Genomic DNA, 23,390 nt, shown 5'->3' on the forward strand with positions numbered 1-23,390 from the left:
TTCACTCTACCGGCAATAATGCCGGATTGCCGTACGGGTCAAAATATCGGTGGTCTGCTGCGTATCCTGGGAGGCTTTCCCCTGCTGCGCGAGCTGCCCTGCAACAGCCCGCGCCAGCACGGGGTTGAGCCGGCCGGTCTCCGCCTTCCCCTGGCACAGAGACTTGCCGGTACCTATCAACGAATCCTCCACACCGTCAACCACAATGCCCTGGGATTTCAGATCCTGCAGGTACTCCTTGTCCTGGGCAGTGCGCATAATAGTGGAGGGTTCGGGATAATCCTCTGGCAGCTCGCTGGGCCGCGCCGGATTGGTGCTGCTCGAGGGAGAACTACTGGAGGATGTCTGGCGGGAGTTATCCGTCAACAGTGCGTCACCGGTGCCGGACACTTCCGAATTACCGCAAGCGGTGATGCCCGTCAGCCCCAGCAGGAGAGCCGCGGTGAGTGCACCGCTACGGAGGAGAGGACGACGGTTATTCTCTCGCATGATGAAGTCCTTACTTCTTGTGGTAGGTGGCGGTGTTGTTCTTCGCAGTCCACTCAATGCGGCCATGCTCAAACTGGGAAACGGCGCCCGTCTTGGTACGCTGCTCATCCGAGGTGGGCCAGCCGAGTTTGCCGGAACTATAGCCCAACTCCTTGTACTTCTGGAGAATGGTGCCACGTACCCAGTGCGCACCCGTCTGGAACGACCAGTACAAGCGACCACCCTGGAAATCCTGGTAGAAGCCACGCTTATCGTGAGTGGGATGCTCCTCGTCCAGGGGGAGGCCCAGTACGGAACCCGAAGACCCCATCTTCTGGTAGGCCTCATTCAGCTTGCCCTTCACCAGCACAGCTCCCGTCTCCGGAGACCAGAACACACGGCCGTGCTCGAAGTTTTGCGCACGCCCGCCCGGAACCGGATACTCACCGGTCAGGCAATGACCGGCAGCCTTCGCACTATTCGGGTGCCCGTCCAGGTACTTCCGAATATCGCCCTTCGTCTGGCACTTGGGGTCGTTCTGGGGAACCTTATAGGGGATCGGTTTCTTGGGATCCCGCTTGTTGAGTTCCGCCGTCACCTCTGCAGAAGGAGGAAGCACTCGGCTTCCAGCCTTACTCTGCTTCCGCTTCTGCTTAGGCTTCGGGTTGACAGTGGCGTCCGCACTCTTCGCGAAACTGGCCAGCGAATCGCTGTACCACAAGTTGCCCGCCACTTTTCCGGGGGTGGGGCGGCCCAACGCTTTCAGAATCTGTGGCAAGGACTGGCTGAACTCGAACTGCCAATACGGCCACGAGTGAGTACCGGAGGGGCGGAACTTCGCGGTGACCGGCACACCCGCCTCCTGCGCGGAACTGACGAACGTCTTGGAGGTCAGCTGCGCCAGAATTTCCAGCGCATAGGCAGCATGGTCCTGCGGAATACCGTCCACCTGGGAGGGCTTATCGTAGGGGCCGGTGTTACCGGAGCCAGCAGACACGTAGATGCTCTTACCGGCCAGCCGCTGCACATGCAGCTTCGGATCGTGGGCCTGCCAGTTCGCGGACTGGTAGGTTCCCCACATTTGGGTGGCACTGTACTTGGGCTTCACTTCCTGAATAGCCTGGTTGATGGCCTCCCCCATGCCATCGGAGGAGGTGTCCAGGTAGCCGGAGTAGGAGCCAACGAAACGGTACAAGCTGGGGTGGCGCTCTGCCAGGTTGACGGCCGCCGTGCCCCCCATAGATAAGCCCGCCACCCCGGCGCTGTTGTTGACACGCCAGTGGTCCCGCAGCACATTGGGCAGTTCCGTCGCCAGGAATTTTTCCCACTGCATAGTGTTCTTTGCTTCGGGGGACTTCTGCCAGTTGGTGAAGAAGGAGGCGGCGCCACCAATGGGGAGAACTACCATGAGTTCGGTGCTCTCGACCGTCTTCACGATGTTCGTGTATTTCGTCCAGCCACTGTAGGAGGTGGAAGCGCGCATGCCGTCCAACAGATAGAGGGCCGGGTAGGAGAGGTTCGGGTTGGCTTTGAAGCTACGCGGGAGCAGCAGTTGGACTTGCCGCACGCACTGCATGGCGGGGCTGTAGATCCAGAGAGCAACGTGCCGGGGGGAGAGCCACTTAGTTTTGGTGATGGTGGGTTCCCCCGCAGCCTGTGCGAAGATGCCCGCCATGGGGCCAACATGGCTGGTGGCCCCCAGGGTGGGGATAACCACGGCGGGGGTGGCGATGAGTAGTGATGCCGCGATGAGCGCGCTGGTGGTGCGCACGGAGCGGAGAGGACGAAGCATCAGAAAACCTCACAGGTGACGATAGGGGCAGTAGGCACAGGAGACGCGTGGCGTGCCCAGTACCTATGTGTCCTAGCTGTCCCTCCGCGGGTTCCCCTCCCTCGGATTGATAACCAGTATGTTGTGGTGTGTGGTGCCGCGCAGCGTGAACTGTGGGGCACGGCGTGCTGGTGGAGCAGTATGTGGTGCCACCCGCGAGTGATCATGGCCGTTAATCAACTCCCGCGGGTGGCCAGCCTTGTTAGCCGATGACAGCCTTCACATACGGGTAGGCCATGCGCAGCTGATCGCGCCAGTAGCCCCAGTTGTGAATGCCATTGGCCATAAAGATGTGACGGCACGGAATGCCGAGCTGTTCCAGCTGGTTCTTCATGAGGATGTGCTGCTGGCGGGCAACACCTTCCAGGAGGAAACCGACGCTGGTGTTGAAGGCCTCCTGGCCATTACGTGGGTTGTCGTAGCGGCCCGGCAGGCCGGTGGCGGAGGACATGAAGAGCTTCAAGCCACGCAGCTTAGCAGCATTGACGTACGGGTCGTTGCGGCGCCAGGTGGGGTCGCTGTAGGGACCCCACATGTCCTGCAGGTTGTAATTGCCGGCATCGTTGGCGGCGTACTGGAGAGCCTGCTGCATGATAGGGTCGGAGACATTCATGTAGCCGGAGAAGCTGAGCGCCTGCTTGAAGTAGGGCTTGTGGTAGATGGCCAGTGTAAAGGCGGCGGAGCCAGACATGGAAAGACCACCGATGGCGTTACCGGAGTAGGCCACACCGAAGCGGCGGTTCAGGTAGCCGGGGAGTTCCTTGGTAAGAAAGGTTTCCCACTTGTAGGTGTACTTCTGGCCGTTGGTAGAGGACTTGCGCTTCCAGTTCGTGTAGAAGGAGGTTTCGCCGCCTACCGGCATCACCAGGGTAACGTTGGAGTTGACGAAGATGCGGGGCGCGCGACCGTCACGGGACCATCCGTTCCAGTCGTTGCGGGCGCGCATACCGTCGAGGAGGAAGAGGGCGTGGTTTCCGCCGTACTTGGCGGGCTGGATCTGCACCCGGATCTTGCGGTGCATAGCTTTGGACCACACTTCACACTGCTGAACCCAGTGCTTGACGGGATCCCATTCACAGCGACGGTTAGCGGAGTTGTCGCGGCGGAGCGAAGCACGATTGTCGGCGTTCGCAGTGGGGAGATCGACACCCATTCCGGCAACCAAGGAAATAGCGAGGAGTGTTGCACCGGTAGAGGCCACCCACTTATTTCGCTTGTTCACGGTCATACTTCTGTTCCTAGTGCTCATACTCTGTTTATCGGCATGCGGAAAGCCGCTGTTACCCAGCTTAGCCAGCTGTGAGCACCGGTTGGGTGCTCACAGGAAACCTCGGTGGGCCGAATACAGCTGAAAAGATACTCGGCGGACAGGTCTGCCACTCTTTTGACTATACAAAACTAAATCACTTTAGTCACACTAGTCCCATCATTATTTTTTCCAATTTTTGGAAACCGAGCGGAAACTCGCACATCTCTATACATATGAGGAATCTCCCCCGCAAAGCTCCGCTCCCCCACGGCATTTCTAGAATTAACTGACACATGTGTGCCAGATTCTATAGATAGCGTTGGCTAACCTTACTCCAAACGAGCTAGTGCGCCGTCCCGCCCTTACACAAAAGGAACCATCCCCCATGAGCATCCGCACCCACCTCGGCAAAGTTGCCGCCACCCCCGTCACATAGCAATCACTCAACAGCCCACCGGAGGCAGTGCTTACCCTGCTGCCAGCAGTACACACCCATCACCTGGTAACGGGCACCGCTCCCAACTACGCCACAGCGCCGGCCCTTCCCACCAAAGGCACCCGGCGCTGCGGCACTACTAGCCGTCCCCACCAGACCTCACTTCGCCAACGTGCGAATACGCTTCTCCTCCGCCACAGCTACCACCGCAAACAACACCACCCCCATAGCCAACGCCACATAAAACACCCCCCACCGCATACGTGCCTCTACGAATAAAATCCCGTCGTGAAATAGTCATCGTAACCAGCGCCCTTACTCAGCTTCTGTACCGGCCACCCACCCTCATGATAGGAAACATATGCGCTGATTATTTTATATTTGGTCAGTTGATAAAAAGGTGACGGGTACCACGGCACCCGTCACCTCAATAACGTTCTTACGACAAACTCCAGAGCGGCAGACCCGCCCCAGCACTACCCGCCGAACACATACACGGCCAGCACAATACATACCAGCCACAGCAGCGCAATGACCTGGAGAACATGGTCCTTCAACGCAATGTCCTCCGGGGCACCGGCGTCACCACGGTCCACATCCACCGCATAGCGCATTACTGCAATCGCCCACGGCACCATCGAAATCTCGTACCACAAGCTCGCACCCGGATGCGCCGACGGCATCTGCCCCTGCTGAAACGCCCACAGGGAGTAGCAGAGAACCAGTGCCGTAGCAGACATCGTCCACACAAAACGCAGGTAGGTGGCGGTGTAGGAGTGCAGCACCTTACGGATCTGCCGGCCCTCCTGCTCTGCCAACATTTTCTCCGCATAGCGCTTACCGCTGGCCATAAAGATAGAGCCAAACGCCATCACCAGCAGGAACCACTGAGAGAGCGGCACATCCGCCGCCACCCCACCGGCCACCGCACGCAACAGGAAGCCGGAGGACACCAGCACAATATCCAGCACCATCTGGTGTTTCAGGCCGAAGCAGTAGCCTAGCTGCAACACAATGTAGACGGCAATAACGATGGCCAGCGGCCCTCCGGAGAGAAAGAAGCCCAGCAGCACTGCCGCCAGCATGAGGACAATGCCCATAGCGTAGGCAACACCCAGCGGTAGCACCCCCGAAGCAATGGGGCGGAAGCGTTTCACCGGGTGCGCCCGGTCTGCCTCCACATCCTGCGCATCGTTAATGAGATAGATGGAGGAGGACGCCAGGCAGAACGTGATGAATGCGTAGAGAACCTGCAGAAGCACCTGCGGATCCGTCACCACCGCCGTACCGGCAGAGATGGGCACCATCAGCACCAGCACATTCTTCACCCACTGGCGCGGGCGAAGCGCCTTCCACATGGCCTCCGCCAGGTTCTTCGGCGGCCGCAGCTTCCGGCCTTCTTTCTCCATCTCCGCTGCCGACGTTGTTTCCTCAAACATCACATCGTCAGCAGTATCGCTATTGGCATCCGCCGCATGGGGGGACGGGTTAGCACGATCCGCCATCGTTTGTGTCCTTTCCGAGGGAAAGACTAACGGTGGGAAATCTACCCAGTAGGCTCCCCACCGACAGCCACATGGCTACAGACCGAGGCTCTCGCGACGCTCGGTAATGTTGCGGGCGATCTTGCCCACTTCCGGCTCATCGATCACCGACAGGTGGTCGCCCTTCAACGGCACCACAGTGAGATCCTTCACAATCTTGCCCCAGCCGCCATCCGGGTCAATGGTGGCGTAGCGTGGCTCCAGCTCGATAGCACCGTCGTGCATCCGCTCCGCCCGGTACAAGGTGACAGGCACCTGCACAGACGCCCATGTCTCCATATCCAGGTTGGCGAGCATACGGTTATCGACGAAGGAGGCACGCTGGTGCTCCAGCACCGCCGCCGACACACCCGTGTTGGATAGATCTGCGGTGGCTGCCATCTGGGCAAACAGCTTCATCATGCCGTCTTCGCCCTGGGCGTCCAGAATGTCGTGGGGCACCTGGAAGTTCACACCGTAAGTCTTCTGGATGAAGGAGGCGTAGCGGTCCCAGCGGGCATGCAGTTCCTCGCGGGTACCGGGGTCCGGTTCCGAGGGCTGCACCGTGTCGATGAGGAGAATGGCGGCTACCTCGTCACCTGCGGCGATGAGCTGCTTGGCCACCTCGTAGGCGAGGGCGCCACCCAGCGACCAGCCACCCAGTGTGTAGGGGCCTTCCGGCTGCACCTCCTTGATGGCCGGCAGATATTCAGCGGCACGCTCCTCCAGCGGACCTTCCACCCGCTCCAGGCCAAACACCGGAATATCGGCGGGCAGGTCATCCACCAGCGCAGAGTACTGTGCGGTGGTGCCACCGGCCGGGTGGAAGAGGAAGAGTGCCTTGGACTGCTGCCCCTCCGGGAAGTCCCGCAGGGTACGCACCAGGCCTTCCACTTCCTTCTCCAGGAAGGGGCGAATAATGTTGGCGAGCTGCTCAATGTTCTTCACATCCTGCAGCAGCACCGGGTCAATATCGGAGCCGGTACGCTCGGCCAGACGCTCCGCCAGCTTCACGCGGGTGTCGTCACTGATCGGCGGGAGAGGTCGCATCACGTCGCCGGCAGACTCGCCAGTGACGGTGGCCCAGGTGGAGAAGGCAAGTCGCTCGGAGGCATCGCGCGGAGGCACGTCCGCACCTGCACCGTCGCCGGGGGTGCCGGCGGCGTTTTCGTCGGCCTTCTTCTCAGCCAGCTTCTGGGCGGAGACCTTAGAGGCTTCCTCACCCGAGAGACCCTGCGACTGGGCGTCGCGCACATTGGAGATGTACTCGGCGACGTCACCAATAGTGGAGGAACGCACCACCATGAGGTCCAGTTCAGGGATCTGGAACTCGTACTGGATGCGGTTCTTGATGCGGATGGCCATGAGGGAGTCGAGGCCCAGCTCCATCAGCGGCAATTCGCTGGTGAGGTCCTCCGGGTTGTATGCCAGGTTGGTGGCGACAATCTTAGTGAGGCGCTCCACCACAGTTTCGCCGGTGGTGGGGTCGTAGAACTCATTGTCGGTGTTGTTTTCCGCCAGCGGGTCCTCGGGACCGAACTCGTCCGCATCCGGTTTCGCAATGACGATGGCGGACACCGCATTCGGGTCCCCCACGGTAATGGTGGCGGAGGCCAGCGGGCGGGACTCACCATGCAGCTGGGTGAAGATTTCGACCGTGGCGCCCCCCTCCTGTGGGTTGAGCATGGTGATGTAGCGGGCGTCCGGCACATCCTCGCCGTCCAACTGCCAGGAGGTGACGACCCCCTCCTCACCGAAGCAGTATTCGGCGGCGGACTGGGCTAGCATCTCCAGCTGCTTCACCGCCTTATGCTGGGCTTTCCACACATGCTGGCCGGTGGGCAGCAGGACGTGTGCACCGGGCAGGTGGGAATCGTTGGCGCCGGACAGGCGGGCGCTGGTCCAGCAGTACTTGCGCTGGAAGGCGGTGCGCGGCACATCCGCATACTCCTGGGTGAGGGCCAGGTTGCGGAGGTTAGCGTGGTGGCCGGCGGCAGCCAACTGGGCGATGGCCCGCACCAGGGTGTTGGGCTCGTATTCCTTGCGGCGCAGCGTGTAGAACAGCTTTGCATTGGGGATGTTGGCAGCGTAGGTGGCGGCTGCCACAGAGAGGATAGCCACCGGGTGGGCGGACACCTCCATGAAGCAGGTGTGGCCGGCCTGGCAGGCCTGACTGACCGCCTGGGTGAACCAAACGGAGTGGCGCATGCCTTTAGCGAAGTACTTGTAGGTAGTGGGGGTGTCGCCCACCTGGTACACGGCTTCCTTGTCGATGGAGGAGAAGAGGGTGCAGTGCAGCGGGAGCGGTTCGATATCGGCAATTTCGCCGATGAGCTCGCCGATCAGCGGAGCCACCATGGAAGTGTGACCGGCACCATTGACGTTCAGCATACGGGCAAACTTGCCGTTTTCGGTGGCGTAGTCCACGAAGGCTTGCACGTCGGGCTTCTTGCCGCCGACAGTGATCTGGGTGGGGGCGGCGTAGACGGCAGGCTCCACCGTGTCGAACGTGCCAGGGTTGTCGGCGACGAGCTGGGCGATCTCCTCGGCAGAGTATTCGACCAGTGCCATACCACCCTGCTCATCCTCCGAGAGGGTGGCTTCACCCTCGCCCAGCAGGCGGGAGCGGACGCAGATGACGCGAACAGCGTCGTCCAGGCTGAGGCCACCGGCAGCGTAGGCAGCAGCGACTTCACCCATGGAGTGGCCGATGACGGCGGCGGGCTGGCAGCCGAAATATGTGAGGGTGTCGGTGAGGGCTACCTGGATGGCGAAGATGCCGTCCTGGGCGGTCTCAGTGTCCCAGTTGAGGGCATCGGTGAGCATGATCTCCCGAATGTCGTGGCCGGACTCCTCCTTGATGAGGGCGGCGACGTTATCGAAGGAGGCTGCGAAGATGCCGCCGAAGTCTCCCCGGAACTTGTCGGCCAGGTAGAGGCGCTTGCCCATCTTCCGGTGCTGGCCGCCGAAGCCGGAGTACACCCATACCGGGCCTTCCAGGGCGACGTGGTGGCCGGAGTAGACGTCCGAGGATTCGGTTCCTTCGGCAATGGCCAGCAGACCGGCGATGGCGGAGTCTACGTCGGTGGAGACGACCTCCTTGCGGAAGCGGCCGATGGAGCGGGTGGAGAGGGTGTGGGCGACGGCAGCGAGGTCGACGTCACGGTTATCCTCCAGCCAGTCCGCCACATGCTTGGCGGTTTGGCGGGCGCGGGTGGCGAGGGTGCCGGAGACAGGCAGCACATAGGTGCGGGGTTCTTCCAGCTCCTCGAACATGGCGTTTTCAGCCTCCAGCTGGGCGCGCTCAGCGTCGCTCAGCGCGGGCAAGTCGGCAGCAGCAGGCGCGTCAGTGTCAGCAGCGTCGGCGGCAGCGGACTCGTCACTCTCCACAGCGGCGGGAGAGGCCGGGCCAGTGTACTCCTCCACCACAATGTGGGCGTTGGTGCCGCCGAAGCCGAAGCCGGAGACACCAGCCACTGCCTTACCGGAGTAGCGCGGCCACTCGCGGTTCTCGGTAACGGGCTCCAGGTGGTCGCCCTCGAAGTTGATGTACGGGTTGGGCCCGGCGAAGTGCAGCATGGGCGGGATGACACCCTTTTCCATAGCCAGCGCCAGCTTGATGAGGGAGGCGGAGCCGGCGGCGGACTCCATGTGGCCAAAGTTGGTCTTGCACGAGCCCAGCAACAGCGGCTTTTCTTCGTCGCGGCCGTAGCCCAGCACTTTGCCCAGGGCGAGCGCCTCGATGGGGTCACCCAGGATGGTGCCGGTGCCGTGGGCCTCTACATAGTCCACGTCCTGCGGGACGATGTTGGCGTCGTGGTAGGCATCCACCAACACCTCCATCTGCGCATCCGGGTTGGGGGCGGTAATGCCGTTGGAGCGGCCGTCCTGGTTGACAGCCGAACCCTTGATGACGGCGTAGATATGGTCGCCATCAGCCTCAGCATCCTGGAGGCGCTTCAGCAGCACTAGGCCGGCGCCGTCAGAGCGGGAAATTCCATCGGCGTCGTTGGAGAAGGCCTTAATGTAGCCGTCCGGGGAGAGCACCGTCTCCAGGTCGGCGAAGGCCAGCTGGGTGCCGGGGGCAAGAATGAGGTTGATACCGCCGGCCACGGCCAGGGAGCTTTCGCCCCGGCGGAGAGCCTGCACAGCTTGGTGGACGGCCACCAAGGACGAGGAGCAGGCGGTGTCCATGGAGATGGAGGGGCCGCGGAAGTCAAAGGTGTAGGAGACGCGGTTGGCCAGGATTGAGGGGGACAGACCGGTCAGGGAGTAGGGGTGGAAGGCAGAGTAGTCGCTTTCCAGGATGCGGGCGTAGTCCTGGTTGGAGGCGCCAATGAATACGCCAACCTTGTGGCCGCGCTGCTCAGAGATGGGAAGGTGAGCGTCCTCGAACACCTCGTAGGTAAGTTCCAGGAGCATACGCTGCTGCGGGTCAACCTGCTCAGCTTCGCGGGGGGAGATAGAGAAGAATTCGGGGTCGAAGTAACGGATGTATTCGGACGTGATGAAGCCGCCACGAGTAGGGGCTGCCGTGACCCTGGCGTCAACTTCCTTGTCCTCCAGGAATTCCTGGTAGCGGTCAGCGGGGAGGTCGGTGACGGCATCGACGCCGTCGTGAAGGAGCGTCCAGTACTGTTCCGGGGTGTTGGCGTCGCCAGGGAAGCGGGTGGCGACACCGATAATGGCGATGTCGGCTCCTTCTACGGTGGAGCGGTCGCGTACCTTCTGGTGGGTTTCGGCGGCGGGGTCGGAGTCGTCGAGGAGGAAGACTGCCAGTTTGTTCACTGTGGGGTTCTGGTACACCACGGCGGCATTGATGGATTTACCGGTGAGGTTTTCCAGCTGGCCGGCGAGTTCCAGAATGCTTCGGGAGGACAGACCGAATTCTTCGAAGGGCTGGTCCGGATTCACTTCCGAAACGGTAATGCTTACGTCGTTTGCAATCCATTCCCGCATCCAGGCAATGAGTTCAACAACCGTAAGGTCAGACTTCACAATCAATCTCGATTCTCTATTGTTCGCTCACTGGGTAGTTGGGCTACGCTGCAGAATCCCTGGAACTCTTGCCATTCCATGGAAATAAACTGTCTTGATATTTTCTCCAATGGCCCCCGACCGGTGGTCGAGCCATTTCAGTGGAGTATTTCGCACGAAGTGTTAGTAACTGGTGTCCATATGGGCACAATCGACAATACCCACAGTCTTGTTAATTCTACTGGACAGTACGCGAGCCACAAACTAACTTCGGGGCACGTCGCACTGTCCACTACACAACACCAAAACGCTAGTCAATTATGGAGGGTGCCTGCACAAGCAGCAGCACCAAAAACGCCTGAAGCGGCAGTGCCCCGGAACCCCTCACCGGGGCCCAGGCGCACTGCCGCACAGAGCATTAGGTCACAGTCATACCGGCAACCAGCCTACTGACCGTCACAGCCTAGAAGCGGGCGTTCAGAGAGTCGCTCTCGTACGCATTACGGCACTCCAGACGCTTAATCTTCTGGGTGGGGGTACGCGGAATAGCACCCTGCTCCACCACACGGAAGTCTGCCAGCTGCACACCGTGGCGGCGAGCCACCAGGGTACGCACCGCGTTAAGCGTTTCCTCGAAGTCCTCCACTTCGTTATCCGGGTTAACCTCGGCCACAACCACCAGCTGCTCACCCTTCGTATCGGGGGCAATCACACGGCCGGTGCGGTGGGACGCGGAGTCCAGTAGCTCAGAAGCGTTGACGGAAAAGGCGGCGATGGTATTGGGCAGGAACTTGCCGGCACCCGCCATCATCACAGTCTCTTCAATGTCGGTGGCAACGTGGTTACGGCCATCCACAATGACGAGGTCCTTCACACGGCCGGTGATGAACAGCTGGCCGTTGTAGTAGGCACCGCAATCGCCGGTCCGCAGCCACTTGGTGTCCCTGTCGACCTTCTGGCCAAAGCGGATGGTGTGGGTGAGGTCGTCGTCGAGGGTCTCTACCAGTTCGTTGTCGAAGGTCTCGGCGGTTTCCTCGGGGCGGTTCCAGTAGCCGGAGGCCAGGTTCGGGCCAGCAATCCAGATCTCACCGATGGTGCCATCGGGAACCTCGGAGCCGCGGCCCAGGTACTCCTCGTTCTCGTCGAACTCGGTGCGGACAATGACGGCGTACTCGTTGAGGAGCGGGCCACCCACACCCACCTGGGACAGACCCTTATCCTCCTCGCCCGGCGCAACCTCGACGAACTTGCCTTCAGCTAGCTCGTAGCCATCAACCTTAGCGATGAAGGTGGGCACCTCGGGCTCAGGGGTGGCGGCGCCGGAGGTGGTCTCCGACATGCCGTAAGAGGCGCGCATGGCGTTGTCGTGCAGGCCGTAGGGCTTGAAGGTGGCGTTGAAGAAGTCGACGGTGCCCTGGGTGACGGACTCGGAGCCGTTCATGAGGGCAACAACCTTGGACAGGTCAAGAGACTGGCCCTCTTCCGGCTTACCGCGGGCGGCGGCCAGGCCGAAGGCGAAGTCGGGGCCGGAGGAGAAGACGTCCTCGCCGTCAATGGACTGCAGGGCGTTCACCCAGCGGGAGGGCTGCTGCAGGAAGGCGGCGGGCTCCATGATGTCGATGTAGGTGTAAGACAGCGGGGCTGCAAACAGGTAGATGAGGGACATGGAGTGGAAGATCGGAATCCAGTTGACGCCACGGGTGCGTGGCTTCATGCCAATGGTGCGCATAATCTGCAGCACGCTGACCAGGGCTGCACGGTGGCTGATCTTGGCGGCGGTGGGGCGACGGGTGGAGCCGGAGGAGTACTGCAGGTAGGCGATGTCCTCGGGGTCGAGCTCGGGGTCAACCCAGGAGGCGGCCATCTCGTCCTCAATGCCCTCGATGGCGATGATGCGGGGCTTGTTCTCCACGTGGACGTTCTTCAGGAACTGGCGGACGGAGCCGGCAACCTTGGCATCGGTGAGGATGACCTTAGGCTCGGCGTCGGTGAGGATAGCCTCCAGGTAGCCAGCATGGGCGGGCTCGGTGGGGCTGAAGGCGGGGATGGAGATCTGGCCACCGAAGAAGGGGGCGAAGAAGCCGGTGATGTAGTCCAGGTTCTGGGCCATCATGACGACGACGCGGTCGCCGCGCTCGCAGACCTGCTGAAGGCGGGCGGCGATGGCCTTGGCGCGGGTGGTGAAGGAAATCCAGGTGAGAACGTCCGGGGTGGGGTTTGGGTCGCGGAGGTAATCGAAGAACCGGTAGATGGGGTAATCTTCCGCCTCTCCAGCCAGGATCTGGGCGACGCGTTGCTCGGCGATAGCCGGGAAAGTAGTCAGGACAGAGGTGTCGATAGTGGTGCCACGGAAGAGCGGCTCTACCTCAAAGGACATGCGTAACCTTCCTTAGGGGTTCTGGGATTTCGCGTTATCACGGGGTTTATCGGAAAGAGCCGGAAAAACGTTACACACGCCCTGCGATAATTACTGAGAGGAATCTTCGTAGGGCGTGTGCGGGGGATTCTGCGTGCTATGCGTGCTGCCCGCGTGTCGACGGTGTTACTGGCGCCAGCGATGTGGTGAACATGGCTGCGCCGGTGGCGTAGCTGACGCTACTGTCGCTTCTGGAGTGACGGGCAGAGGTATTTGTCGGAGGACGCGTAAATAACCTTCTTTGCCTTAGCTTTATTCACGCCGGGGGTCATCTGCACAAGGGTGTCCATCATGACGTCCTGGATCTCGTCAGTCTTCTTGTCGTTCGACATTTTCGCCTGGCAGTGCGTGTAGCCCATGCCGAGGAGAGCCGTCTCCATGCCATCCTTCACCGGGATGCCGCCCTTCTTCACTGCGCGGAAGTAGGCTTTCGCGTTCGGGTCTGAGTTCGGGTCCATAGCAAGGCCAGACAGGTCGGGGGTGACGGCCTTATCGCCGGCGGGTGCCTCGGCATCCGGGGCGGAGGTGCGGTTCTCCCCAGCCACCGTGGAGCTGGTGATGGCGGTGACGGTGGCGGCGGCGTTAGTGGAGGAGCTGCGCTGGCTAGCGATGGCGGCGATGACGATGATGAACACCAGCACGATGGCGCCAATGATGAGGTAGGTGCGCTTGTTAGCGAGGGCATCCGTACCGAAGAAAGCGGCGAGGCCTGTGCGCTTGCCACCCCGTGCGTCGGTGGGCTGCGCGTTGGCAGACCGTGCAGCGCTCCGCTGGGAACTGCCGCGCTGGACATTGCCGCGCTGAGCCTGCCCACGGAGTCCAGACATACGCTGGGCTGCACCGCGCTGGCCAGCACCACCACGCTTGGCAGCACCGGCGCCACCGATTTTGCCCCAGGCAGCACCACGGCCGCGGCCGGCGTTACTGCCCGTACCGCGTGCGGCACCAGCAGCGGTACCTTGCCCGGCGCGTCCGGCAGCTCCCCCGCGGCTAGCGGTGGGGCGGACGGGACGAGAGGGGCGTTGGGTAGGGCCATCACCTCGCCTGACTGTGCTGTCACCCCGCCCGGCTGCACCAGCAGTGCCGCCGATACGCTGTGCAGGGGCGCGGCCGGGCCGGCCTGCCGCTGCAGGGCGGCTGGAGGGGGAGGGGCGGGAAGGGCCGGTGGGGCGACCCTGTTGACCCGGCTGGTCCGGGCGCGGGGGGCGAGGGGGATTCGTCATAGCTGCTCCTTGTGGATGCCTACGACGCCATACTAACTATTTTTCTGACCAATAAGCCGCTGCAACACGACGGGGCCCCATTTGTGGGTCGCCAGGCTGGTGGCGGCACCCAGCGCAGCGCCCGCCACCACATCCGTGGGGTAGTGGACGCCGGCCAGCATGCGGGAGGCCATCATAATGGGGCTGAGCACCAGCGGCAGTGGATTATGGGTGATCATGGTGGCGCTGGTGGCCCAGCTGGTGGTGCTGGTGGCGTGCGAGCTGGGGAAACTGAGCTCGCTGGGGGTGGTGACGTTGACGTCAATAGCCGGGTTGCTGGGGCGGTGGCGGCGCACAATCCGCTTAATGATGACGGACAGGGCGTGCGAGCCGAAGGCGGAGAGGGCTGCCCACCCCCATTGTTTCCGCTGGTTAGGGAAGGAGAGGGCGCATACGCCGGAGAGGGCCAGCCAGCCCAGGGAGTGTTCGCCGAAGTGGGAGAGGCCCTGCGCAGCCTTTACCGTCCACGGGTAGGGGCGGCACCAGCGCTGTAGGTTAACAAGGAGGTGTTCTTCTTCGGAGAAGTAGCGGGAGGCACCGGAGAAGGCATCGGGGACGTCTGCGGGGACTTTGCCACGGCCGAACCACTGGGCGCGTTTCCATTCCTCCCAGGTGACGTCAAAGACGCTGCGTTTGCGGTAGCCGGCGGCAGAGCCCAGTTCGGGGTGAATTTGGGAGGCGCCGGTATGGGCGTCGACATAGTGCAGGTCGTGGGGTACGCCGCCGTGGCCATCGTGGTGTGCGGTGGCGCCCGTGTGAGCATCCACGGGGACAGTATGGTCAGCTGCGGGAGCGTCGTGGCCACCGTGGTGTGCGGCTACCTCGTGGGCAGCGGACTCGTGGGATTCAGGCTCGCTGGAAGCGTTCGCCATGGCAGTGTTCTCCGTGCTTGTTGGGTGGATCGATAGTTGTTATTCATGGATGGCTCGGCACGTGCTGCGCCCAAAGCCTCAGCACAAGGCCACAGCCCAGCGCCAGCCCAGCCGCAGCTCGGCATCAGCCCAGCGTGTCGGGCCCGAAAATCTCGGACCATGCCTCCAGGCTGGTCAAGCGCGGATGTGCCGCCCGATACTGGCGCTGCATCTCCGCCCACTTCTCGCGCAGCTGCTTGTGCATGGCAAAGGAGTCCTTCACCAGCTGTTTCGCTTTGTCCAGGTCGCGCTGCCGGTACACCACACCACGCCCATCAGCAGTGGTGACAGTGGCCCCATCCAGCCGGCTGAGGGAATACCAGCGGGCATCAATGGGCGGCAGATTCATCTGCGGGGTGGAATGGTGGGCGGGGTTCGCCGGGCGTACTGAATGCAGCAGCCCCTTCGCCAACGCCGTCACCTTCCGGCGTATACCGCGCGGCTCCTCCGTCACCCCACCGGGCCCACCGGAGGGGGCAGGCAGATCGCTGGCGGAACGGAGCACCACCGCATCTGGGAACTCACGGCGCAGAGCAGCGACCTTTGGGAGGGCAGTGGGCAGCAAGTCGAAGAGGGCATCGGGGCCGCGCAGGAAGTCCTTAATGGCCTCAATCTGGATGGCGACAGTGCTGTACTCCAGGCACAGCGTGTGCTTCACCACGGCTTTCGCCATAGAGGCCAACATGCCGTTAATGGAGGCACCCTCCGGCTGGGTAAGGGCGGCCACCACCAGGCGGTTACGCAGGTGGAAGTAGGCCTGCCAGTCGATCGCGTCATCCTTATCCGACCAGGCCATATGCCAAATGGCGATACCGGGCATGGTGACGGTGGGGAAGCCGTGAGCACCGGCGCGCAGTCCGAACTCGGCATCGTCCCACTTGATGAAGAGGGGCAGAGGCTGGCCGATGGTATCCGCAACGAGTCGCGGGATGAGGCACATCCACCAACCGTTGTAGTCCACATCGATACGGCGGTGCAGGTCTGCGGTTTCCTGCCAGCGAGGGTCGGCCAGGCCGGTGTGCTGGGCGCCGCGGTGGTCGCGGGCCGCCGACAGCGGGTATTGGCTGAAGTCGTGGTCGTAGTGGACGTGCGGGGCGGAGGTCCACATGAAGTCGGCGCGGTTGATAACCTCGCCCATGGAATGGAGGTGGCTGCGCTCCTGCAGATTGAGCATCTGGCCGCCCACCAGCATGGGCTGCTTGGCGAAGCGGGCAAAGGCGACGGCGCGGAGGATGCTGTCGGGTTCGATGGCGATGTCGTCATCCATGTAGAGGATGAAGGGGGCAGTGGTGTGCTGACGGGCCTCATACATGATGCGGCTGTACCCACCGGACCCACCCAGGTTGCCCTGCTCAAAGCGGAAGAAACGGCCGTCAGGGGTGACGGAAAGCGGCTGGCCGGCTGCATCAGTGGCGCCATCCACTCCCCCACCAATGCCGAAATGGGCTGCGGCAGATGCAAAGTCGGGGTGGTCAATAACCTTCTTGGTGCCCTGGTCGGGCATCAACACGGCCTCGATAATGGCGTCTACATCCGGGTCGGAGGCCAGCGCCTGCAGGGCCGCCACTGCGTCATTAGGACGGTTGAAGGTGGGGATACCAATAACCACCTTGTTGGCGTTATCGACCTCGTGGGTAAGGCCGGTCTGCTGATCCGTATAGGTGACAGTGGTGGGGGCGGCAACGGGGGCATACCAGCCACCCTCCAGCAGCTCCACCGGGGTGTCGGCGGTGATGTCGAACCACAGCCAACCGCCATCCTCGAAAGGCTCCAGGCCAAGCGTGAGCTCCACAATGCTGGAACCGTCCGCACACTGGGTGACCTGTGGGTCCAGAGTGTGCGGTGCAGTAGTGGCGGCAGTAGCGCCGTCACCTTCCGGACCACAGAAGGACACGCCGGTGATACCGATGCGGGACCCATCAATCTTGGACCGGTAGGTATCTACCCGGCCCGAGCCGGTGAGATGCAAGCGCAACACCACCGAAGTGAGAGTGCTCCAACGCCGCCAATAGGAGGCGGGCAGACCATTGAAATACGTCTCGAACGACACTTCCGAGTCTGCCGGAATCCGCAAGGAGGTGCGACTCGGGGCATGGCAGCGACGCGGATTGGTGGAGGCTTCCACCAAGTAAAGGCTGCGCACGTCAAGAGGCTCACCGGGGCGCGGGGTGATGATGCGGGAAAGCCGCTCCCCCACAAAAGAAGAAAACTGTGCGGACGTTGAAGCAGTGGGCATTAGCGCTGTCCCTTTCCTTTCAGGGCAGCACCATCAGTCCAGTAGGGAGCCAGCTGGTTGTCGAACATGGTGAGGGCGGAGGCGATGGCCATGTGCATATCTAGGTACTGGTAGGTACCCAGGCGGCCGCCGAAGAGCACCTTCTGGTTGGCGGTTTCGGCAGCGGCTAGCTCGCGGTAGGCAGCCAGAATCTCGCGATCCTCCGGGGTGTTAATGGGGTAGTACGGCTCGTCGTCTTCCTCTGCGAAGCGGCTGTACTCCTTCATGATGACCGTCTTGTCCTTGGGGTAGCGGTCGGCCCGCTCCGGGTGGAAGTGACGGAACTCGTGAATGCGGGTGTAGGGGACGTCAGCGTCGTTGTAGTTCATGACGGCCGTTCCCTGGAAGTCCCCAATGGGGAGAACTTCCACATCGAAGTCCAGGGTGCGCCAGCCCAGGCGGCCCGCAGAGTAGTCGAAGTAACGGTCCAGCGGGCCGGTGTAGACGACGGGGGCATCCGGATTGGCGGCGCGTACGTCCTCGCACACATCGAACCAGTCGGTGTTCAAACGCACATCAATAAGGTCGTGGTTGATCATGGCGCGCAGCCAAGCGGCGTAGCCATGCACCGGCAGACCCTCGTAGGTGTCGTTGAAGTAGCGGTTGTTGAAGGTGTAGCGCACCGGCAGGCGGGTAATGTTGGCGGCGGGGAGTTCCTTCGGGTCGGTCTGCCACTGCTTGGCAGTGTAGTCGCGCACGAAGGCCTCGTAGAGCGGGCGGCCGATCAGCGAGATGGCCTTCTCCTCCAGATTGGTGGCCTCTTCCGTCTTCACCTCGGAGGCCTGTTCCTTAATAAGGGTGCGGGCTTCATCCGGGCTGTAGTACTTGCCGAAGAACTCGCAAATAAGGCCAAGCCCCATGGGGAACTGGTAGGCCTTGCCGTCGTGCATAGCGAATACGCGGTGCTGGTAGTCCGTAAATGTGGTGAACTTGGTGACGTAGTCCCACACGCGCTCGTTGGAGGTGTGGAAGAGGTGGGCGCCATACTGGTGGACCTCAATGCCGGTTTCCGGTTCGGGCTGGGAGAACGCATTGCCGCCAATGTGGGAACGCTTCTCGATGATGAGGACGCGCTTGCCGAGTTGGCTGGCAGCACGCTCGGCGACGGTAAGTCCGAAGAAACCGGATCCGACCACGATGAGATCGTATGACTGAGTGCTCATTACTTGAACGCCTTTTCTCGTACTCACTAGGGGACGCGGTGCACCCTAGATGGGGGGAGGTGTTCCGCCCGGAAAAACACCTGTGCGCTACCGGGCGGTGACTCCCCTTAAGCCTAGCGAATGTTGTGCCTAGAACGGATGTTCATGGGCAGCTAATACTAAGATGCCATCCACACGATGACCGGCGTTAATGCGGAGGTGGTATCCACGGAAATCCGCAATTAATGGCATTCTCCCACGTAATTTATGTAACATTTGGTGTCTCACCACACATATACATATACAGGCACTTTTCCTTGGGGTATTTTGCGGTACTCCTCGGTGCGACGGCGAACGGCAGCGGCGAGTAGCCAAATTGAGAACTGGACGGGAATCGTCACCCCCCTGGATTTATTTCCGGGAGTTACTTCGACGAAAAACGCTCCCACTGGTTGTGAGCTGGAGTTTTTCCGAGGTCTCGCGGATGTGAGAAAAATCCCGGGAGAAATCGGTGAGTGTGCCACTAGACAGCTAACAAAACCTTCGCGATTATTGTTACTATTGTTAAAAGTGTTACAAGTGTGATTTTGACAGTTAGTATGGCGTCGAGAGGACTTGTCTACTCCACCGCGACCTAGGCCATCGCTCTACACGTACAAAGGGACAAGAACAGAACTATGAAGCGTTTGACTACTCGGCTTCTCGCCGCAGCAGGGGCACTCACGCTCACGGTAGGACTCATCAACCCTGAAGCAGCCCAAGCCGCAGCCACCATGCCTACCCCCATTCTGGACCCCTTCTTCAACGTCCCCGCAGCCCAGTACGTCCACAAACCCCACGGCAAACTCCTCCGCAGTCGCAAACTCCCCGCTTTCCTCGTCCCCGGCGGCAACGCCACCCAAATGGTCTTCTCCACCCGCGACACCTTCAACCGCCCCACCTACGCCACCGCCGTCCTCGTCAAACCCGCCAACTTCCCCAAAAACGGCAAAGTCGTTGTCTTCAACGACTTCATCAACTCCCTCGGCATCGGCTGCCAACCCAGCTTCTCCTACTCCAGCCTCAACCCCGAATGGAACACTCGTAGCTTCATCGCCATGTGGTACTCCGCTATTGCCGCCCGCTACGGATACGCCCTCCTCATCCCCGACCACGAGGGTATGAAAGCCGCCTACACCGCCAACATCCTCGCCGGACACATCGTCCTCGACGCCGTCCGCGCCATGAAAAACACCCCCGACTTCGGCATGCAACGCAGCTGGACCGGCATGCTCGGCTACTCCGGCGGCTCCATGGTCAGCCTGTGGGCCGCCAACCTCCGCGCCGAATACGCCCCCGACGTCCACTTCAGCGCCATCGCCATCGGCGGCACTCCCACCGACCTCCAGTACTACGGCGTCCGCTTCGGCAACCGCCCCAACGACGCCTTCGGCCTCGCCTTCGCCTCCCTCGTCGGCCTCGAACGCGAATACCCCAAGAGCATGCGCGTCACTCCCCGCCTCTCCAAACACGGCAAAAACAAGATGCGCGTCCTCAAAAATGCCTGCTCACCGCGCCTCCTGCAATCCCTCAAGGGCGAATCCGTCAACACCATCTTCAATGGTGTCAGCCTCAACCCCGCGCAAGAACGCTCCGCTTTCCGGGTCCTCCGCGAAAACAGCCTCTACTACGACCAGCGCCACCCCACCCGCGGCACCAAACTCTACGTCTTCGGCTCCCGCACCGACATTGGCGCCCCCATCCGTCCCCTCCGTGCCACCATACGCCGCTACTGCGCCACCGGATCCCGCGTCCAATATATCGAAGTAAACGACCCCAACCACGTCTCCACCGCCTTCCACAACATCCCCGCAGCCGCACAGTGGCTCTTCCAGATGAGTAACGGTGGAAAAATGCGTAACGACTGCCGCCGCATCCCCCGTTAACCGCAGCACCCCACGCGAAGGAAGAGACCCCCCACATGACGACACGGACCACCCGCCTCAAAAGCATCACCGCCGCCACGGTCACCGCAGCCGTGGTAGCCGGCTCCGTCGTAGCTGCCACTCCCGCCGACGCCACCCCCCTCTACGACAACACCCCCCTCGGATCCTTCTTCAAGGTCAGCCAGGCCAAACTCAACTCCGTCCCCAACGGCACCCTCATCCGTGTCCGGCCCGTCTCCAACTTCGTCGTCCAAGGCACCCAGGTTTTCCAATACGTCTTCAAGACCACCAACTCCCACGGCAAAGCCGTCCTCGCCAGCTCCGCCGTCATGCGGCCCGTCATCGCTCGCCCCAACGCCAACGTACTGGTCTACAACGACTTTATTAACTCCCTCGGTGTACAGTGCCAGCCCTCCTTCTCCTTCAATGCCACCGCCGACTGGCTCACCACCGGCGGCCGCACCCCCAACGCCAACCGCAAAGCCGAAATCATGGCGCGTAACGGGTCCCTTTACGGCATTGGCGCCCTCGCTGCCCTCTGGGGCATCATCACCATCTTCCCCGACTTCCTCGGCCTCCAATCCGCCTACGGAGCTAACCTACTCGGTGGACACATTATGCTGGACGCCACCAAGGCCGCCCGCCAGATCAAAGCCCTCAACATCCCCAACCCCAAGATCATCCTCTCCGGCTACTCCGGCGGGGCGATGGTTGCCGGCTACGCCGCCTCTATGGCCCCCAAGTATGCCCCCAACCTCAACATCGTGGGCCTTGCCGCCGGCGGTATGCCCGTCGACATGGTGTGGATGGGCAAGGCTCTGGGTAACAACCGCAACGCCGGCTTCGGCATCGCTATGGGCACCATGATCGGTATGGAACGTGAATACCCCAAGCGCATGAACGTCTACGACCGCCTCTCCAAGCACGGTAAACGCCTCGTTGACGCCAACCGCGACGCCTGCACCCCGCGCATGCTTGATGCCTTGGCAAACGAATCCGCCACCACTATGTTTAACAACGTGAAACTGCGCGAGCAGCACAACGAATTCGCTGTCTTCGCTGAAAACAGCCTCATCAACTACAAGCCCGTCCCCCGCGTGCCCGTCTTCATCTGGTCCAGCAGCCGCGACGACCTCGTCCCCCTGCGCCTCATCAAGAAGGTCACCAACCGCTGGTGCCACACCAACCGCAACCTCAAGATCCAGATCCTCGACACCTACGTCTCCAACCACGTCACCAACGCAGCCGTCGGATCCTGGTTCGCCTTCCCCTGGGTCCTCAGCCGCTTCGCCGGACTACCCCCACACAACACCGAGTGCTAACCCAGCCCGACCGGGCGGCCGCCATCACCCCCCCACGGCCCGCCCCCACAAACCTACAACTCCATACAGAACCACCCGCTCTGTCGGAACAACTACCGCCAGAGCACCACATACCCCAACTAAATTGGGCACACACACCATTGCCCATACCGACCTCACCCTTGCGTGACCAGTGGAATTTTCCCCCGAAAACCGCTCTGCAAGGCGCCCCCCCGAACGCTACGTGGCAGAGTAGAACTACGAGGCTAGGTGACAAATCGGTAAAGTGTAGCCTGCCATCTATTGAGAGAAAGAGAGAAAGCTGATGACAGCACGTCGAAGCTTCCGGACGAAACTTATGTCCGCCCTGTGCGCCGTAGCACTCGCCGCCGGCACCGCGGTCGCCGTCAGCCCCGACGCCTCCGCCGCTCCCATCTACCCCTCCAAGGTGAAAGACCCCTGGTTCCGGGTTCCCGCCTCCAAGTACAAGAACCTGCCCCATGGACGCCTCATCAAGAGCCGCTCCATGAAGCTCCTGCAGTTCCCTTCCGCTGTTGCCGAGCAACTCGTGTTCGTCTCCACGAACTCCCACGGCGAAAAGATCTTCGCCACCGCCCTGCTGCTCCGCCAACCGCAGTCCTTCGCCATCCCCAACGTGCCGCTGATGGTGTACAACCACTTCATCAACTCCCTCGGCACCGAGTGCCAGCCCACCTTCTCGCTGACCACTCCCATCAACCAGTTCAACAACCCCGAGTCCCTCACCGTCGCCGGTGAAATCTCCCTCGGCCTGAATGCCGCACTGTCCCAGGGCTGGAACATCCTCCTCCCCGACTTCGAAGGCATGCAAGGCGCCTACGGTGCCAACATCCTGGCAGGACACATCATCCTCGACGCCACCACCGCCCTGGTGACGTCCCGTAAGTTCAACTCCCGCCACTCCAAGGTCATCCTGGGCGGCTACTCCGGCGGCGCCATGAGCACCCTCATCGCCGCCTCCATGGCCCCCAAGTATGCCCCGGCCCCACGCTTCGTAGGTGCCATAGCCGGTGGCACTCCCGCCGATATGGCCTGGATGGGCCTAGCCTTGGGTAACAACACCAACCCTGGCTTCGGCATCGTCGCCGGCACCATGCTTGGCCTGGAGCGCGAGTACCCCAACCGCATGAACGTGTTCGCCCGCATGAAGCCCGAATGGCAGGACCGCCTCCGCAAGGGCCTCAAAGACTCCTGCGTCTCCACCATGATCGGCTCCTTCGCCGGTCAGTCCATGCGCAGTGTCTTCAATGACGTCGACATCCGCAAGCAGAAGCGCGAACTGGAAGTCGTCCGCGAGAACAGCCCCCTCTACTACCCGCTGTCCCCCAAGATGCCGCTCTACCTCTACCACGGTAACCAAGACATCGCCGTCCCCGTCGCCAAGGTCAAGAAGCTCGCCCGCCGCTACTGCAGCACCGGCACTAAGGTCACTCTGGCCACCATGGACCTCTCCGAGCATCTGCTAGTCGGTTTCATGGGCCTACCAAGTGCCGCCGCCTGGGCCCAGGCACGCTTCGCCGGTACCCCTGCACCCAACGAATTCTGCGAGGGCCGCGAATACAACATCCTGCCTCTTGGCCAGCTGCAGCCGCCCAAGAACTAACCGGCTGCTTGGCGCACCGGTGCAGGTCTGCG

At 61.8% G+C, this 23,390-nt stretch carries 13 protein-coding genes; 3 read left to right on the forward strand and 10 right to left on the reverse strand.

Annotation, left to right across the window (positions count from 1 at the left end):
* Window positions 1–6: 6 nt before the first annotated feature.
* From IY73_RS03860 to glf, 10 genes are all read right to left on the reverse strand, one after another.
* Window positions 7–489 carry a DUF732 domain-containing protein gene (locus IY73_RS03860; RefSeq protein ID WP_053961937.1) on the reverse strand — a complete coding sequence of 161 codons (483 nt, stop codon included), beginning with the start codon at window positions 487–489 and terminating at the stop codon, window positions 7–9.
* Between the two features lie 10 nt (window positions 490–499).
* Window positions 500–2,260, reverse strand: a complete 1,761-nt coding sequence (locus tag IY73_RS03865; protein ID WP_053961938.1) for an alpha/beta hydrolase-fold protein — start codon at window positions 2,258–2,260, stop codon at window positions 500–502.
* Between the two features lie 241 nt (window positions 2,261–2,501).
* Window positions 2,502–3,527, reverse strand: a complete 1,026-nt coding sequence (locus IY73_RS03870) for an alpha/beta hydrolase (RefSeq protein WP_053978866.1) — start codon at window positions 3,525–3,527, stop codon at window positions 2,502–2,504.
* A gap of 933 nt (window positions 3,528–4,460) precedes the next feature.
* The gene (locus tag IY73_RS03875) at window positions 4,461–5,423 is read right to left on the reverse strand and encodes a decaprenyl-phosphate phosphoribosyltransferase (RefSeq protein WP_053979198.1); all 963 of its coding nucleotides are present in this window, start codon (window positions 5,421–5,423) and stop codon (window positions 4,461–4,463) included.
* A 141-nt stretch (window positions 5,424–5,564) separates the two neighbouring features.
* The gene (locus IY73_RS03880; RefSeq protein ID WP_237025147.1) at window positions 5,565–10,505 is read right to left on the reverse strand and encodes a type I polyketide synthase; all 4,941 of its coding nucleotides are present in this window, start codon (window positions 10,503–10,505) and stop codon (window positions 5,565–5,567) included.
* A gap of 442 nt (window positions 10,506–10,947) precedes the next feature.
* Window positions 10,948–12,861: an AMP-binding protein gene (locus tag IY73_RS03885; RefSeq protein ID WP_053961942.1), complete on the reverse strand. Its 1,914-nt coding sequence runs from the start codon at window positions 12,859–12,861 to the stop codon at window positions 10,948–10,950.
* A 218-nt stretch (window positions 12,862–13,079) separates the two neighbouring features.
* Window positions 13,080–14,123, reverse strand: coding sequence for a hypothetical protein (locus IY73_RS03890; protein WP_053978868.1), 1,044 nt, complete (start codon window positions 14,121–14,123; stop codon window positions 13,080–13,082).
* 32 nt (window positions 14,124–14,155) lie between these two features.
* Window positions 14,156–15,034 (reverse strand): phosphatase PAP2 family protein, encoded by an 879-nt coding sequence (locus IY73_RS08090; protein ID WP_082345394.1) that lies wholly within the window; start codon window positions 15,032–15,034, stop codon window positions 14,156–14,158.
* Between the two features lie 124 nt (window positions 15,035–15,158).
* Window positions 15,159–17,309 carry a glycosyltransferase gene (locus IY73_RS03900; protein ID WP_053978869.1) on the reverse strand — a complete coding sequence of 717 codons (2,151 nt, stop codon included), beginning with the start codon at window positions 17,307–17,309 and terminating at the stop codon, window positions 15,159–15,161.
* The gene (glf, locus tag IY73_RS03905) at window positions 17,309–18,511 is read right to left on the reverse strand and encodes a UDP-galactopyranose mutase (protein ID WP_053961945.1); all 1,203 of its coding nucleotides are present in this window, start codon (window positions 18,509–18,511) and stop codon (window positions 17,309–17,311) included. The genes IY73_RS03900 and glf overlap by 1 nt, the downstream gene beginning before the upstream one ends.
* Window positions 18,512–19,167: 656 nt before the next feature.
* On the opposite strand from glf, the gene IY73_RS03910 reads away from it, so the two are divergent.
* From IY73_RS03910 to IY73_RS03920, 3 genes are all read left to right on the forward strand, one after another.
* On the forward strand, window positions 19,168–20,415 hold the full coding sequence (locus IY73_RS03910) for a lipase family protein (RefSeq protein WP_053961946.1): 1,248 nt from the start codon (window positions 19,168–19,170) through the stop codon (window positions 20,413–20,415).
* Window positions 20,416–20,450: 35 nt separating this feature from the next.
* Window positions 20,451–21,737, forward strand: a complete 1,287-nt coding sequence (locus tag IY73_RS03915; RefSeq protein ID WP_053961947.1) for a lipase family protein — start codon at window positions 20,451–20,453, stop codon at window positions 21,735–21,737.
* A gap of 304 nt (window positions 21,738–22,041) precedes the next feature.
* Window positions 22,042–23,358 (forward strand): lipase family protein, encoded by a 1,317-nt coding sequence (locus IY73_RS03920; protein ID WP_053978870.1) that lies wholly within the window; start codon window positions 22,042–22,044, stop codon window positions 23,356–23,358.
* Window positions 23,359–23,390 lie beyond the last annotated feature (32 nt).

Origin of the sequence: Lawsonella clevelandensis (assembly GCF_001293125.1) — a bacterium.
GTDB lineage: Bacteria > Actinomycetota > Actinomycetes > Mycobacteriales > Mycobacteriaceae > Lawsonella > Lawsonella clevelandensis.

Excerpts from the sequence above, each read along its gene's own strand:
- IY73_RS03860 (WP_053961937.1), bottom strand. The coding sequence starts at position 489 with ATGCGAGAGAATAACCGTCGTCCTCTCCTCCGTAGCGGTGCACTCACC.
- IY73_RS03865 (WP_053961938.1), bottom strand. The coding sequence starts at position 2,260 with ATGCTTCGTCCTCTCCGCTCCGTGCGCACCACCAGCGCGCTCATCGCG.
- IY73_RS03870 (WP_053978866.1), bottom strand. The coding sequence starts at position 3,527 with ATGACCGTGAACAAGCGAAATAAGTGGGTGGCCTCTACCGGTGCAACA.
- IY73_RS03875 (WP_053979198.1), bottom strand. The coding sequence starts at position 5,423 with ATGTTTGAGGAAACAACGTCGGCAGCGGAGATGGAGAAAGAAGGCCGG.
- IY73_RS03885 (WP_053961942.1), bottom strand. The coding sequence starts at position 12,861 with ATGTCCTTTGAGGTAGAGCCGCTCTTCCGTGGCACCACTATCGACACC.
- IY73_RS03890 (WP_053978868.1), bottom strand. The coding sequence starts at position 14,123 with ATGACGAATCCCCCTCGCCCCCCGCGCCCGGACCAGCCGGGTCAACAG.
- IY73_RS08090 (WP_082345394.1), bottom strand. The coding sequence starts at position 15,034 with ATGGCGAACGCTTCCAGCGAGCCTGAATCCCACGAGTCCGCTGCCCAC.
- IY73_RS03900 (WP_053978869.1), bottom strand. The coding sequence starts at position 17,309 with ATGCCCACTGCTTCAACGTCCGCACAGTTTTCTTCTTTTGTGGGGGAG.
- glf (WP_053961945.1), bottom strand. The coding sequence starts at position 18,511 with ATGAGCACTCAGTCATACGATCTCATCGTGGTCGGATCCGGTTTCTTC.
- IY73_RS03910 (WP_053961946.1), top strand. The coding sequence starts at position 19,168 with ATGAAGCGTTTGACTACTCGGCTTCTCGCCGCAGCAGGGGCACTCACG.
- IY73_RS03915 (WP_053961947.1), top strand. The coding sequence starts at position 20,451 with ATGACGACACGGACCACCCGCCTCAAAAGCATCACCGCCGCCACGGTC.
- IY73_RS03920 (WP_053978870.1), top strand. The coding sequence starts at position 22,042 with ATGACAGCACGTCGAAGCTTCCGGACGAAACTTATGTCCGCCCTGTGC.